Source organism: Thiomicrorhabdus arctica DSM 13458, from assembly GCF_000381085.1.
In the GTDB taxonomy this organism is placed as follows: Bacteria; Pseudomonadota; Gammaproteobacteria; order Thiomicrospirales; family Thiomicrospiraceae; genus Thiomicrorhabdus; species Thiomicrorhabdus arctica.
On sequence record NZ_KB905901.1, the window covers coordinates 124091 to 139664 of the forward strand.

Annotated in this window: 13 protein-coding genes; 4 read left to right on the plus strand and 9 right to left on the minus strand. The window is 41.9% G+C overall.

What is annotated here, in order from left to right; translation table 11 throughout:
* Window positions 1-14: 14 nt before the first annotated feature.
* The 3 genes from F612_RS0110210 to F612_RS0110220 form a co-directional block, all read right to left on the minus strand.
* On the minus strand, window positions 15-788 hold the full coding sequence (locus F612_RS0110210; protein ID WP_019557674.1) for a COG4705 family protein: 774 nt from the start codon (window positions 786-788) through the stop codon (window positions 15-17).
* A gap of 12 nt (window positions 789-800) precedes the next feature.
* Complete coding sequence (locus F612_RS12590) at window positions 801-1100, minus strand: PepSY domain-containing protein (protein ID WP_019557675.1); 300 nt, start codon at window positions 1098-1100, stop codon at window positions 801-803.
* Window positions 1101-1261: 161 nt separating this feature from the next.
* Complete coding sequence (locus F612_RS0110220; protein WP_019557676.1) at window positions 1262-2476, minus strand: patatin-like phospholipase family protein; 1215 nt, start codon at window positions 2474-2476, stop codon at window positions 1262-1264.
* 284 nt (window positions 2477-2760) lie between these two features.
* On the opposite strand from F612_RS0110220, the gene F612_RS0110225 reads away from it, so the two are divergent.
* A complete protein-coding gene (locus F612_RS0110225; RefSeq protein ID WP_019557677.1) occupies window positions 2761-3387 on the plus strand; it encodes a paraquat-inducible protein A in 627 nt (208 codons plus the stop codon).
* A gap of 222 nt (window positions 3388-3609) precedes the next feature.
* Here F612_RS0110225 and F612_RS13150 read toward each other — a convergent pair whose 3' ends face one another.
* From F612_RS13150 to F612_RS0110240, 3 genes are all read right to left on the minus strand, one after another.
* Window positions 3610-3951 (minus strand): YgaP family membrane protein, encoded by a 342-nt coding sequence (locus F612_RS13150; protein ID WP_019557678.1) that lies wholly within the window; start codon window positions 3949-3951, stop codon window positions 3610-3612.
* A 380-nt stretch (window positions 3952-4331) separates the two neighbouring features.
* Window positions 4332-4493 (minus strand): hypothetical protein, encoded by a 162-nt coding sequence (locus tag F612_RS13235; protein WP_019557679.1) that lies wholly within the window; start codon window positions 4491-4493, stop codon window positions 4332-4334.
* A 24-nt stretch (window positions 4494-4517) separates the two neighbouring features.
* Window positions 4518-5771 (minus strand): lytic murein transglycosylase, encoded by a 1254-nt coding sequence (locus tag F612_RS0110240; RefSeq protein ID WP_019557680.1) that lies wholly within the window; start codon window positions 5769-5771, stop codon window positions 4518-4520.
* Window positions 5772-5935: 164 nt separating this feature from the next.
* Here F612_RS0110240 and rlmKL point away from each other — a divergent pair, with 164 nt between their 5' ends.
* Both rlmKL and hemN read left to right on the plus strand, forming a co-directional pair.
* Window positions 5936-8137, plus strand: a complete 2202-nt coding sequence (gene rlmKL / locus F612_RS0110245; RefSeq protein ID WP_019557681.1) for a bifunctional 23S rRNA (guanine(2069)-N(7))-methyltransferase RlmK/23S rRNA (guanine(2445)-N(2))-methyltransferase RlmL — start codon at window positions 5936-5938, stop codon at window positions 8135-8137.
* 231 nt (window positions 8138-8368) lie between these two features.
* Window positions 8369-9751, plus strand: coding sequence for an oxygen-independent coproporphyrinogen III oxidase (gene hemN / locus F612_RS0110250; RefSeq protein WP_019557682.1), 1383 nt, complete (start codon window positions 8369-8371; stop codon window positions 9749-9751).
* Between the two features lie 151 nt (window positions 9752-9902).
* Here hemN and F612_RS0110255 read toward each other — a convergent pair whose 3' ends face one another.
* A complete protein-coding gene (locus F612_RS0110255; RefSeq protein ID WP_019557683.1) occupies window positions 9903-10742 on the minus strand; it encodes a YdcF family protein in 840 nt (279 codons plus the stop codon).
* Window positions 10743-10899: 157 nt separating this feature from the next.
* On the opposite strand from F612_RS0110255, the gene clpB reads away from it, so the two are divergent.
* Window positions 10900-13470: an ATP-dependent chaperone ClpB gene (clpB, locus tag F612_RS0110260; protein WP_019557684.1), complete on the plus strand. Its 2571-nt coding sequence runs from the start codon at window positions 10900-10902 to the stop codon at window positions 13468-13470.
* A gap of 144 nt (window positions 13471-13614) precedes the next feature.
* On the opposite strand, the gene F612_RS0110265 is transcribed toward clpB, so the two are convergent.
* Window positions 13615-13884, minus strand: a complete 270-nt coding sequence (locus F612_RS0110265; RefSeq protein ID WP_019557685.1) for a late competence development ComFB family protein — start codon at window positions 13882-13884, stop codon at window positions 13615-13617.
* Window positions 13885-14100: 216 nt separating this feature from the next.
* On the minus strand, window positions 14101-15387 hold the full coding sequence (purD, locus tag F612_RS0110270) for a phosphoribosylamine--glycine ligase (RefSeq protein WP_019557686.1): 1287 nt from the start codon (window positions 15385-15387) through the stop codon (window positions 14101-14103).
* Window positions 15388-15574 lie beyond the last annotated feature (187 nt).

Below are 15574 nucleotides of genomic sequence, written 5' to 3' on the forward strand. Positions count from 1 at the left end.
TGTTCCTTATGATGTTATTCAAATTTGGGTTTTGGTGCTGTTACGGTAGAAAAGACAACCCCTAAAAGGATCACGGTTAAGAAACCTGCACTGGTATATGCTGCACCGATACCGAGCCCACCATTTACGACATCTTGTGATAAGTAATCACCCAAATAAGCCCCAAGTGGACGGGTTAAAATATAGACCAACCAAAAGCTAAATATACCGTTTAAATGCCACTTAAAATGTGCAATAGCAATCAGTGCTATCGCTGTTCCAAAAAGGATCAAAGAATTAGCATAGCCTAATCCAAGGCTTTCCGCCAGTAAATCACCTGCCGCTGTGCCTAATGCAAAGGTAAAGAGAATCGTTAGCCAATAATAAAGTTCACGTTTTCGGGTATTGATGAATTGAATATCCAGCGTTTTTTCAGCGCGGTACCAAAGGCCAAAAGTAAGCAATAAGGCAATCGAAAATCCAGCGGTTGCGGTTTCTAAAGAGACCCCCATATTATCGACTAGGTTGTCGGTCACTAATGTCCCTACTACACTAATCAACACGACATTGAGCCAATAGAGCCAAGGAATGTATTGAACTTGTCGAATTTGATAAACCAAAGCCGATCCCAATAGGGCAAACATGATCCAAGAAGTATTGACGAGACCAAAATTTAAATCCACCGCTAAAAAATCTGCGGCCGTTTCACCTACGGTTGTAGATAGGATTTTAATTATCCAGAAGAGTAAGACGACTTGAGGTACTTTGTTGAGTAATATTTGACTCATGTTCGTTGTTTTCGTATTCATGTTGTGCCCCAATTAATCTTGTTTTTGCTGCAAAATTTTGCCAGTGTTGGCATCTATTTTTATATCCCAAGCTAAGGGCTTATTGACGATTTCTATTTCATATACGGCTCGAGGGTCATCACCTTCGAATTGCGCACTAACTGTTTTCCCGCCAGTGGACTGTTCGGCAATCTTTACGGCTTCAATTAAGGTAATCTGCATATCTTGTACAGCAAAATTTTCCTGCTCTGAGGCAAAAACGCAGGTTGAGGCACCTAAAGTACCGATTGTAAATAGACTAGGAATAAGTAGGTGAGTCATAACATTTTTCATAATATTGCTCCAAAGGTTATAGATAAAGTTTAGATTCATGCTTAATTTAAACAATGAAAATTAGCTAAAAATTAGGAGGTGGAATGAGAATAGAAATATGACTTTATGTGAATACTACCATCACTGTTTTTTAAATTAATCGACTTAGCTTAGAGTGATGTTTAATCAACAGAGTTGTTTAGGTTGTGCACTAAGGTTTTATAAGCGGGATGGTTTCTGAGTAGCATTCTGCCTGCTTCAATCAGTTTGTCCACTTCATCTTTTGTCAAAGTAAAAGAGCTGGTAATGGCATTAAAAAAGTCACTGCGTAGCGGTTCTTTAATGCCGCTAAAGCCCACTTCGATAAAATAATCCGTTACCTTTTTTTCAGGCGTAGAAAGTTCTTGGCTCCAACGTTGCATCCCTTTTTGAAACAGTTCAATCGTCGCGGCATTATAACGATGGAGTTGAATGTCCGAGACCGCATTAATCGTACTTTCTATGCTTGGAACTTGATTGGTCTTGCCAATATCTGGACTGGAATGAGTAGAGGCATTGACGGCAATAACGGCAAAGTGACTTACAGGTTTTCGGTTGAGTTTTTTGAGGATTTGTTGAGCACCTCCTGAAAGTTCCATCACTTCATAAATTGCACGTAGTCCTAAATTATCTGTAATTCCACCATCCACAAGATGAATATATTTTAAGTTTTTATCGGTTTTTAGGTATTTATGAAGGTCTTGTTGGGTCGCTTTCACTTCCTGACTGGAATGCGATGTCTGTTTAGAATTAAGTAACATTGCATTCTGTTTATTCTTGCAGTTTTGGTAGTTCTCAATAATAACGGGGTCAAAAATAAACGGCACCGAGGAGGATGCTGCGACGGCATTAGCAATAGGAAAGTCATTGATATTGGAACACAGTAGATCAAAGTATTCTTGAGTAAACGAAAAGCGGATGCCATTGCCTAAGTCTGAGGCATTAATCACAATGAGTGGTCCATTCTTTTTTTGTAAATCTGCATACGTTGCATGTTTAAACACAGAAGTTTCATAAAATTCTATTGTTCGATCCGTACGCCCTTTGGTTGAGAACCAAAGCGTGGGGTTAAAAAGACTTTCTAGAAGTATTGTTGAGATGTCTCTACGTAGAAAGACCTTTTCAAATTTTTTGAAGGTTTTGTCGCCGTGTAGGCCGTAATAGGCCGCGGTAAAGCTGCCACCTGAAACAGAACTGATCACATCAACTTCATCTAAAAGTCGATACGAGTGTCCATTGCGTTGTATCTGAGTATCCCGAAGTTCTTTGAGCACACCATACGCAAGAGCGGCGGCGCGAGAACCTCCTCCCGAAAAAGACAGTAATAAGCTAACATTTCCCTGTGGTTTGCTGCTCATAACGGATTGCAGTGAATAGCCGGGTAGAGAGGCTTCGGTTGTCTTTTGAGAGTTAGTAATGGCCCCAAAAGTAGTACAACCTGATAGAAAGATGCCGGAAGTTACTATTATGCTAAGAAGCTTTATCACGACTATACTCAGAGAGAAAGGAATATGGGGAATTTTATCACTATTTTTTAGATTAACCAGACGGAGTCGCGTTAAACTCCTAAAATAGAGGTTGATCACATTGTCGTTAAAGAAGCGTATAATTTACCAATTCAATTTTTAGGAGAGGATTGGTTATGCCGTTTCGACAAAAAATAGGGTTAGTGCTTTTAATGGGCGCGTATTTATTATTGATCCCAGGATTAACCGAACCGGTATTGCATATCACCACGACTTTAGATAAAGGTGAGCTGACGGCATTGGGTAAAGAAGCGATTCTAAACAGTGGGAGTATTCCTAATTTTTTGATGCCGATGACCTTGGAAGTATTTAATCAGATTCAGGTCAGTGGATCGGTGGTGATTCAAGATACCGCTAAAAGTATTTTAGGCACGGCGGAAGGGTTATGGCGAGATGGTAATTTACTGGTCGCTTTTTTGATTGTGTTTTTCAGTGTGGTTATCCCTGCCTTAAAGCTCGGTTTGTTAGGATTTTCCTATGCGATGCAAAGGTTTTCATGGAGTGGCCGTTATGCAACATGGAGCGCTTTGTTGAGCAAGTGGTCAATGGCAGATGTCTTTGTTATGGCATTGATTATCTCTTTTTTAGCCATTAAAGCCAGCGCGAATACTTCCAGTCTATTGCAAACCCATATCCAACTTGAAAACGGTTTCTATTACTTTTTAGGCTATTGCTTGGTATCAATTTTATCAAGTCAGCTGTTGGTTAATGAGAGACGTTCTGAGTCCATACCTCAATCATAGTCCTTCTTTTTAATGTCCAACAAACTGTCGGAAACGTCAGCCCGGGGAGGGTATACCATCCCTCATACCCTGCCAATTTCGCGATAGGTCTATTTTGATCGCTATTGTTGCAATCAATATTATAGTGGCTGTACCGTTTCCATCCCGTCTATCAGACTCAAAATGTCTAGCTCATCAGAGCCACTCTCAGCGTCGCTTATGGATTCAGTATGTTTACTTTCCTTATTTGTTTTGACCGTCACATGCTGATTGTTCTTCCTTATTTGCACAGCACTCGTTTGGCGATTTTTTTATAAGAGTATCAGCGCTGGCCTTGCCCACTGGTTCACAACAGGAGCCAGTAGTGTCTGAAGCGCAGCATTGTCCAGTGATTTTATCTTTACCAAAGAGCGTCGTCGCAGGACACCAGCCGGTAAAAGATGCTTGCAATGCGTTTAAACCAGCAGCCATTGTCAGCCATAACCAAGTCGGTTGAGTGAAATCAATTTGTCCGCTAAGGTGTGCTAAAGCAGCTGGTATTAAAATCATTAATGCGATTAAACGCATCATTATATTACCTTTCATGGTGTTCTCCAGAAGTGTTAAAAATCAAAAATATATGGTTTGAATTAAGCTAAATCCCCAGCCTTATCAAACAGAAGGCCGTAGCGAATACTCCTACAAAAAAGGCTAAAGTAGGTCACTGGTTTTTTTTGCAACATCATATTTTGACAATATCTATAGCAAGGCGTGAGCAGCGTGATCAAAAGAGGCGTTAGGGCCAAAGTCTAATTACTTAAAAGCAATATCGTTGATTACTTGTTCAAACATTACCGCATCTAAATGGCTGGAGTATGGTTATTATATTTGGTAATACAAATATAATAAAGTGCTAATTTGCTTAACCGTGTGGTTAAGGCCTCTTCAGTAGAGAAAGTATGGCAATTTAGAGGAGAAGAGAGGCTTTAGTGATTTAGGTTCTCAGGTTGTGCCGCTTTAAGCTTTTTACGTCTTAACTGATGCGCCAGTTTGATGAGCTGGCTTTGCAATTTCCAAAATAGATAGGCCGGCATATTACAGGTTTTACAGGTTTTACGCTCGGTCATCAATTTGTGCTTGTTTGACATATAAATGCTTCTTTTGGAAGATTGTTAAGACTTTTCGTCTTTATTGGCGCTGAGCGTGTGTTGCAAAAGGTTTAACATTCTAATCGAGGGGTAACCATCCGCGGCCAGTTGATTTTTTATTTGAAAGTTGCGTAATGCCTTTTTGGTTCTGCTTCCGGCAATGCCATCGGCTTCGCCCACATCATACCCAAGGGTATTTAGAAGGGTTTGAATCTGTTGCATTTCTGCAGTGCTCAACCCTTTATCATCCTTGGGTTGGCTTTTGGTTAAAAGCGGTTTCCCGACAATTCGATCGGCTAAGCGGCCGATGCCAATAGCGTATTTATCAGAGTTGTTCCAACGCTTAATCACTTTAAAATTATCGTACACTAAAAAAGCAGGGCCGCGAAAATCACTGGCGAGTAATAGTCTCGCAGGCATATCTATCTGCGTAGACAAAGAACGGTTATTGGCTTGTTTTATACCTAACGTTTGCCACTCTTTTAAGCTGCGTTGTGTTTTGCCATCGGCTAAAGCATAGTCAAAGTCTTCTGGTAAATGTACTTCGCGTCCCCAATTTTGTTCTTTCTGCCAACCCAGTTGTTCTAAAAAGTGGCCCGCAGAGTAAAGTGCATCAGGCAAACTGTCCCATAAATTGATTTTGCCATCGCCGTCACCATCGACGGCATATTTTAGATAATTTGAGGGCATGAATTGGCATTGCCCCATCGCACCCGCCCATGAACCTTTCATCTCTTTCGGCGTCACATAACCTAAGTCAATAATTTGCAGTGCATTGATGAGCTGTTTCGAAAAAAAGCTTCTGCGACGGGGATCATAAGAGAGCGTGGCGAGTGATTCAATGATGGGTATATTGCCAGTGTAACTGCCATAGTTAGTTTCCATACCCCAGAAAGCCACTAAAATACGTTCAGGAACACCATATTTCTGTGTGACTTCGTGTAATAGTTTACGGTGTTTTTTTAGGTTCTTAACCCCACTTTGTATACGTTGGTCAGAGACTGCGCGATTATAATATTCAAAAAAAGTACTGGTAAATTCTGGTTGTCGACGATCTAGTTCCAAAACCTTTTGATTCAAATGCACATCTGCAAACGCATGACTTAAAGTTGAGCTAGAAATGCCTGCTTGAACCGCTTGAATTTTAAAATCAACCAACCAACGTTGAAAGTCTTGTTCCATCTCAGCCACGGGTGTGGTTTCTGTCACTTGTGCTTGAGCAGAGAGTGTCGTAAACACTGAAATACTCACAAGGCATGTCGCTAAAAATGTATTCATTTTAATGGGTCTTTTCTAGAGTATTATTGAAAATAGGGGTAAACCGCTAAGGTTTAGGTATCACATTAATACATTCTACCTAAACTAACCAAAAGAAGGAGATAAAACAGTTTAAAATTACTCCTAATTATAAAATGCCTGCACCGCTAAAAATTGGATGATCTATGTTGAAATGTTTTGCCACCTCCGCGGGTGGTTTGAGTGAATTATTACGAGAAGAACTTATGTCTTTGGGGGCTGAAAATGTCAAGGCACAGCCAAGAGGAGTCACATTCGAAGCGGATTTAGAAACCGCTTACAGGGCTTGCTTATGGTCACGTTTAGCCAATCGAATTTTTCTGACCGTTTTGGAAGTTGAGCTCGAAAACCAAGAAGAACTGACCACAGAAATCGCTCAGATTGAGTGGAGTGATCATATGGACTCCTATGGCACTTTCTCGGTCTCATTTTCTGGAAAAGGCATGGGCATCGAACATACCAACTTTGGTGCACTTAAAATCAAAGACGGCATCGTCGACCACTTTATGGACAAGAACGATGAGCGTCCATCGGTTAATACAGAGAATCCAAACCTGCGAGTCCACGGTCATTTAAACCGTAATCAACTGACCCTTAGCATTGATTTAATCGGTTATAGCCTACATCAACGTGGTTATCGTGAAGGCCAACAGGTTAAAGCCCCTTTGAAAGAGAATGTGGCGGCCGCACTGTTAATGCGTGCGGGCTGGCCAGCGATCGCTAAAGAAGGCGGTACGCTCTACGACCCTATGTGTGGTTCAGGTACCTTTTTAGTCGAGGCGGCCTTGATGGCTTCTGATGGCGCGCCAGGTTTACATAAACATGACCGTATGATTCTCAATGCCTGGAAAGGGCACGATGCGGATTTATGGAAAGAGTTGGTGGCTGAAGCCAAAAACCGTCAACTACTTGGTTTGAATAACTTACCGAAAATTGTTGGTTCTGATGCATCGCATCGTTCTTTAGACATTGCTGAAGAAGCTATTTTGAATGCGGGTTTTGCAGACTATATCGAAGTTAAGCAGATGACAGCGGAACAAGGTCGTCGTTGGGGCGACTGGCAACCAGGCCTGGTCATTACTAATCCGCCTTATGGTGAACGTTTAGGGGAAAAGGAAGAGGTTAAAGTCCTATATACGGCTCTAGGTAGATTTCTTAAAAATGAATTTGAAGGTTGGCAAGCGGCCGTCTTAACCTGTAATCCTGAGTTGGGCATGTATTTAGGGCTTAAAGCCAAGCGGAGCCATAATTTCTTTAACGGACCGATGGAGTGTAAGTTATTTCGGTTTGACGTCACGGAAGAATTTCATCGTGAACCCGCGATTAAAGGCGGTGCGGATTTAGCGGAAGGTGTACAAAGCGCTTACCCTGATTTAGCGGAATCGGAAGGTGCGATTATGTTCGCCAACCGTTTAAAGAAAAATTTAAAGCCATTACGCAAATGGGCTAAAAAACACGAAATTAATGCCTACCGCGTTTATGATGCGGATATGCCCGAATATTCTCTGTCGATTGATTTTTATCATACCGAAGAGGGCGGTGATTGGTTGGTGGTTAATGAATATGCCGCGCCTAAAACGATTGATAAATCGAAAGCGAAGCGACGTCTGTATGAAGCCTTGTCAGTTCTACCAAGCGTGTTTGAGCTACCAGTGGAACGCATTAACTTTAAAATCCGCGAAAAACAGAGCGGCAGTGCTCAATATGAGAAGCTTGAAGAGAATAAAGAGTTTTATACAATCATTGAGAATGGCACTAAGTTGCGTGTCAACTTCACGGATTATTTAGACACGGGTATTTTTCTAGATCATCGTGATGTGCGTGCGTTTGTGGCGTTGAAGTCACACCGTAAAAGTTTATTGAACCTCTTCTGTTACACCGCAACGGTGACGGCACAAGCTGCCAATCAAGGCGCTAAAAGCAGCTTAAGTCTGGATATGTCTAAAACTTATTTAGCTTGGGCGAGACAGAATTTAATCCTCAATGATTGCGATGAGTCACAACACCTCTTAAAACAGGTGGATGTAATTGATTGGTTGGATATGGAGAGCCAAGCGACCAGCCAAGGGTTTGATGTCATTTTCTTAGACCCTCCGTCTTTCTCAACCTCGAAAAGAATGGAAGGCACGTTGGATATACAACGTGATCATGTGGATCTTATTCAAAAAACCATGAAATTATTAAATCCAGGCGGTCAGTTAATTTTCTCAAATAACTTCCGCAAGTTTAAGTTGGACGAAGCCAGTCTGGAAGGTGTCGCGATAGAAAATATCACTAAGCAAACTATGCCTAGAGATTTTGAACGCAATACTAAAATCCACCAGGCCTGGGTATTCACGAAAGCTTAAAACGATGAGGCTACATTCAGTAGCCTCATCCCCTCATAGGGTCTTAACGATGAAGTACATCAAACAGACTGGGGGCACAACCTTAATATTGCCATTTTCAAGGCTAAAATTCACAAAATCCTCTTATCCGTATGCGATTACAAACTTCTTGCTCAAATCTTGAGACAGGTCAACTTTTAAAAAGTTAGGATGGTTTATCCTTGCGCATTCTCTCATTTTGGAACGAGCAATATGGAACAAAAAATACAGTTTGATGAGGCATTGATTAAACGCTACAACCAATCAGGACCTCGGTACACCTCTTATCCAACCGCGGTGCAATTTGATGAAGCCTTTGGTTTAGATGATTATAAGGCGGCTGCTCAGCGTAGTAATGATTCTGGTCGTGGTTTGTCTCTGTATTTTCATATCCCTTTTTGCGATACGGTCTGTTTCTTTTGTGCCTGTAACAAAGTATGGACACGCGACCGCTCAAAAGCGGCGCCTTATTTACAACGGCTGTTTAAAGAAATCGAACTGCAATCTCAGTTGTTTGACCCCAAACGAAAAGTTGAGCAATTGCATTGGGGCGGAGGGACGCCAACCTTTATCAATAATGATGAGATGAAGCAGTTGATGGATAAAACCCGGCAACACTTCAATTTATACGATGATGATTCGGGTGAATACTCTATTGAGATTGACCCCCGTGAGGCAAGTCGCGAGTCGGTTAAATTGTTGCGTCAGCTCGGCTTTAATCGCATGAGTTTGGGAGTGCAAGATTTTGATCCTAAGGTGCAGAAAGCGGTCAATCGTATTCAAACCCAAGCGGAAACCTTTGAAGTCTTGGAAGGTGCGCGTGAAGCGGGTTTTATGTCAGTCAATGTCGATTTGATTTATGGCCTGCCGTTACAGACGGAGAAGGGTTTTATCAACACACTCGATAGAGTCCTGGAGGCAGAGCCGGATCGTTTTTCAATCTTCAATTATGCCCATATGCCGAGTATGTTTCCGACCCAGAAGAAGATGAATGAAGCCGACATGCCTTCATCGGATGAGAAGTTGGCAATTTTACAGGCCACGACCGAACGTCTTTTAGAGGCCGGTTATGTCTATATCGGCATGGATCACTTTGCTAAGCCCGATGATGAACTGGCGATTGCACAGCGTAACGAAACCCTGTATCGCAATTTTCAAGGCTATTCAACGCATGCCGAGTGTGATTTAGTCGGTATGGGGGCGACCTCAATTTCATTGATCAACAATACCTATGCACAGAACCGTAAAGGGTTAGATGACTATTATACGGCGATCGATGCGGGTGAGTTGGCGGTCTTTAGAGGGGTTGAGTTGAGTGAAGATGATGAGTTACGCCGCGATGTTATTACCGGTTTAATTAGCCATTTTCATCTGAATTTCTCAAAGATTGAAGCTCAGTGGAACATTGGTTTTAAAGAATATTTCGCCAAAGAGATGGTCAATTTACAACCCATGATAGAAGACGGATTGATTAGCCTCACAGAGGATGACTTATACGTTTCTGCAAAAGGAAGGCTATTGATTCGTAATATCTGTATGGTCTTTGATGCTTATTTAAAACCCGGGGCAGAGAATCGTTTTTCAAGAGTGATTTAAGATCACTTTTAATTAAATAACAGATAAAAACATAAAAAACCGAGACTTCGCTCGGTTTTTTTATGCCTAAAAGCTAGGGTTCTTACTTGACCCTACGCTCACATGATTTTTTAAAGCCGCAGGGCATGCCTGGCCTGGTTAGATGGATTGTTTAACTTGAGATTACATTTGGCTTTGGAAACCAAGTAGCCGTCTTGCCCGTGTAATAATAAACGGTTAAGCCAATCCATTCTCGCCAAGCAGGTTCAAGGGATTTAAGGTGATCATACAAATCAAAATCCCATTGTCTTAATGTGGCGCGATTAGAGTGGTAATCAACTGGGTAAGGAATCACATTGATATTTTGTTGTCGAGCAACGCCTACCGCGCGTGGCATATGAAACGCCGAGGTGACTAGAAAGTAAGTCCCTGTTGTTTTGCCCTTGGAAGGTTTAGGCAGTAGTGGTTTAGTATTTTTAAAGTTCTCATAGGTATTACGAGATTTGGACTCAATAACTAAACGATTTGAATCGATGCCGATGGTCGTCAGAATTTTTCGGGCAATTGCACCTTCACCACTCCTGTTTTGTAGGGTTAAAGAACCGCTACCACCGGTAAATATCACTGGCGCGTTTGGATAAAGTTTCGCTAAATGGGCAGCACCAATATAACGATCTCCGCCAATGCCTAATTCGGCCACTTGCCAGCTGAGAGAACGCTTTAAATCTTCACCACCTCCGAGCAAAATAATACCATCAATATTGGCAGGCAATTTTTCAGGCATGGTAAATCGAGCTTCTAAAGGTTGCATTAAATAGTCACTGACAGGGTAAGCCATGATTATAAAACTGATGAGTGCACTCGGAATCAAGATTATTTTAGCGGCGCGTATTTTATTGAATGCCAGTAGCAACCCACTAAGTGATAATGCAAAGATGATTAAATTGCCTGGGCTTAAAAAAGCCCAACTTATTTTAGACAGTTGAAAAAACAGGTCATCGAAAAGTAACATAAAGATTTGTCCTGGTGTTCCGCTATTTGATTTAAAGTAAGTTTAGCTCTTTTTAAGAGAAAAGATGGGATGAAAAGAAAGTTTTGTCCTTGAATGTAGAGTTATTGTCCTTATATTTTATTTAGTTAAGACGATTTACTTAAGGAGTTTGCCCGTAATGATGGATAAATTTACCACGCAGTTTCAGACCGTTCTCGGTGAGGCGCAAACATTAGCCATAAGCCATGATAATCAATTTATTGATCCTGTTCATATATTGTCAGTATTAGTGGGTGAGCAGAGCCATCTATTGCAGTTGGCACAAGTGAATGTGCCCCTTTTGAGTCAATCGTTGGCTGAAAAAATCTCTAGTTTACCAAAAGTGTCTGGTAGCCAGGGCAATGTGCACCTGTCACAGCCAGCGGCAAACTTATTGAATGCCATGGAAAAGCAAGCGCAACAGCTCGGTGATGCTTTTATTGCCAGTGAATTATTTTTTGTCGCTTTATTAGAGACCAACGATACGGCCGCACAACTGTTTAAAAAAGCCGGCGCCAATGCCGCACAAATTAATAATGCAATCGAACAAGTCCGTGGAGGCGAAAAAGTGAACGATCAAAATGCAGAAGAGAACCGTCAGGCATTAGAAAAATATACCGTCGATTTAACCGCGCTTGCAGAATCCGGTAAATTAGACCCTGTTATCGGGCGTGATGATGAAATTCGTCGTGCCATTCAGGTGTTGCAACGCCGTACTAAAAACAACCCCGTGCTCATAGGGGAACCAGGCGTCGGTAAAACCGCGATTGTCGAAGGTTTGGCACAACGTATTGTGAATGGTGAAGTGCCAGAAGGCATTAAGAATAAAAGAGTTTTATCTTTAGATTTAGCAGCGCTTTTGGCGGGCGCAAAATACCGTGGAGAATTTGAAGAACGTCTAAAAGCACTATTGAAAGATTTAGAAAAAGAAGAGGGCAAGGTCATCCTCTTTATTGATGAAATTCACACATTGGTTGGGGCTGGTAAAACTGAAGGCTCCATGGATGCAGGTAATATGCTGAAGCCGGCATTGGCACGTGGTCAATTACACGCTATTGGTGCCACGACTTTGGATGAATATCGAGAAAATATTGAGAAAGATGCGGCCTTAGAAAGACGTTTTCAAAAAGTCATTGTTGATGAGCCTACAGAAGAGGATACCATTGCGATTCTACGTGGCCTAAAGGAACGTTATGAAATTCATCACGGTGTCGATATTACCGATGGTGCAATTATCGCTGCGGCACACTTGTCGCAACGCTATATTACCGACCGCCAACTGCCAGATAAGGCGATTGATCTGATTGATGAAGCGGGTTCACGAATTCGTATGGAGATTGATTCGAAACCAGAGATTATGGATAAACTGGATCGTCGTCTTATACAGCGAAAAATAGAGCAAGTAGCACTGAAGAAAGAAAAAGACGATGCATCTAAGAAGCGTCTTAGAATTCTTCAAGATGAAATCAAATCTCTTGAAAAAGAGTATTCAGATTTAGAAGAGATCTGGAAACGCGATAAAGCCGCATTACAAGGAGCACAAAAATTTAAAGAGGCCTTAGAAGCCGCCAAAATTGAATTAGAATCTGCTCGAAGAGCGGGTGATTTGGCAAAAATGTCAGAAATTCAGTATGGCAAAATCCCTGATCTTGAAGCTAAAATAAAAGCCGCTGAAGTGGCTGAAAGTGAAGCCGAGTCTGGTGATGAAATGCATCTGTTAAAGAATAAAGTGACTGAGGATGAAATTGCCGAAGTGGTCGCGCGTTGGACGGGTATACCAGTCTCACGTATGTTGGAAGGAGAGCGTGAAAAGCTTCTAAACATGGAAGAAGCTTTAGGTAAGCAAGTTATTGGTCAAGATGAAGCGGTTAAGGCCGTGTCAGATGCGATTCGTCGTTCTCGTGCAGGCTTGTCTGAGCCTGGACGTCCAAATGGCTCCTTCCTGTTTTTAGGGCCTACAGGTGTGGGTAAAACAGAGTTGACCAAAGCATTAGCTGATTTCTTGTTTGATACCACGGATGCCATTGTCAGAATAGATATGTCGGAATTTATGGAAAAACATTCTGTGTCTCGTTTGGTGGGGGCGCCTCCAGGGTATGTGGGCTATGAGCAAGGTGGTTATTTAACCGAAGCGGTTCGCCGTAAGCCTTATTCCGTTATTTTATTAGACGAAGTCGAGAAGGCGCATCCTGATGTGTTCAATATTCTACTGCAGGTGTTGGATGATGGTCGTCTCACAGATGGTCAGGGGAGAACAGTCAATTTTAAGAATACCGTGATTGTCATGACCTCTAATTTAGGTTCGCAAATCATCCAAGAAAAAACCGGTAAAGCTTCTTATGAAGAGATGAAAGCGGATGTGATGGAAGTCGTTGGCGGACATTTTAGACCTGAGTTCATTAACCGAATTGATGATATTGTTGTTTTCCACCCATTAGATAAAGCGCAGATCCGTGCCATCACTGGGATTCAGTTACAAAGTTTAAGAAGTCGTTTAGCGGGTTCTGAGATTAACTTGGAATTGGATGAGGCTGTTTTAGACTTATTGGGCGAGGCAGGTTTTGATCCAGTATTTGGAGCAAGGCCATTAAAACGCGTTATTCAACAACGTATTGAAAATCCATTAGCTCAGAAAATACTGAAGGGTGAATATCCGGCGGGGTCAACGATTCATGTTACGTTGCAAGACGGAGCAATCCAATTTAATTAATTCCGACAGGGATTTATTGAAGGTTGATAAATTGAAATTTTGAGGTTAGCCACTTACTCCTACAGGAGTAAGTGGCTTTTTTGTATCCATAGTGACAACTTTAATGAACGTTGTTTGGATAAGTTAGAAAAAGTTAATCAGAGATTACTCGATGATGTTATCGGCTTTCTTGATTTTTTTATAAGCTTTTCTAACCGCTTTAGAAACGCGGTTTTCTACTTCGATATGTTCATCGGTAGACATATAGAATGACATATCAATATCGTAGCGAATATAACGCGGTGCTATACGATTTAAAGCGATACAAGCCATATCAGCTAACGTGTTTTCATCATTAATCTTATCTGCATAATGCTCTTTGATTTCATTAAAAACCAAACGTTCATAATAGTTGTGAACCGTATCCATCGCCATCGTGGCTCCAATGTGTCGCTAACGTTAATGTGTGCATTTAAGGACTATTTAATTCAGCTTTTCAGTCAGCTTTAATTAAATTTAGAGCTCAACTATACCGCAGTTTGTTCGATAAAAAAAGAGTAAAAAAAAAGCACCCCTAAAGCGGCCAAGCGGATTCATCGCTAGAGGCTTTTAAAGATGCTATAAGTCCAGTTTTAGAGCTTAATGAAAAAATTACTGCTCTCTTGAAACGGCTCTATGACCAATGTCATTACGGTAGTATGCCTCTTCCCATGTCACCATTTTCAGGCCTTCATATGCACGCTTTTGCGCAGCGGTCACGTTTTCACCTAAAGCTGTCACGCAGACAACACGTCCACCTGTGGTGATCACTTCTCCCTTTTCATTTAAACTTGTGCCAGCATGGAAAACTTTTAGGTCTGGAGCATCGGCCTTGTCTAGACCTGAAATGATATCACCCTTTCGGTATTCGTCAGGATAGCCGCCAGCGGCCATCACCACTCCTAGCGCCGCTCGACTGTCCCACTGAGCCGCGACGGTATCCAACTTACCGGCAATTGCCGCTAAGCACAGTGTTGCTAGATCAGATTGTAAACGCATCATAATGGGTTGCGTTTCAGGGTCGCCAAAACGGCAGTTGAATTCAAGTACCTTAGGGATGCCATTATGGTCAATCATGACGCCTGCGTATAGAAAACCAGTATAAGGTAGGCCATCCTTTGCCATGCCTTTAATGGTCGGTTCGATGATCTCTTTCATAATACGATTATGAATTTCACGTGTGACCACAGGGGCAGGCGTATAAGCACCCATGCCACCGGTATTGGGGCCTGTATCACCGTTATTACGTGCTTTGTGGTCTTGTGAGGTGGCCATGGGTAGGATGTTTTTACCATCTGCCATAACAATGAAACTGGCTTCTTCACCGACTAAAAATTCTTCAATAACAACACGAGAACCGGCATCGCCAAACTTATTGCCAGCTAACATGTCTGTCACAGCATCTTTCGCTTCTTGCATCGTATCCGCCAGAATAACACCTTTTCCAGCCGCTAATCCATCGGCTTTAATGACAATAGGCACGCCCACTTTATCTAAATAAGCATGTGCTGGTGCGATTTCGGTAAAGACGTCATAAGCCGCAGTTGGGATATTGTGCCTGGCTAAAAAATCTTTAGAGAACGCTTTAGAGCCTTCAAGCTGTGCGGCATCTTTATCAGGACCAAAACACTTTAAGCCAGCCGCTCTAAAGTCATTAACCACACCCAAGACTAAAGGAACTTCCGGACCAACAATCGTTAACTCGATAGTATTCTCGGTTGCAAAAGCGACCAGGCCTGGTAGGTCATCCGCCGCGATATTCACATTGATTAAATTTGCTTCAAGTGCTGTTCCAGCATTGCCCGGTGCTACAAAGACTTGTGAAACGGTGTCTGCTTGAACGGTTTTCCAAGCCAAGGCATGTTCACGGCCACCGCCACCAATAATTAATACTTTCATTGTTAACTACTCTTTCTATGTTGGGATAATGCTTTAGCTCATTTCTAAATAACCTAAAGCATTATTAAAATAGGGTATTAAATTCTGTTTTTGAACATCCTAATATCAGATGTATTATTAGGAAGGAGCCGTTTGCTCTAGTTCAAGGCGGGTAAAAGAACCGAAGCGGAGCGTACATTAAGTACGT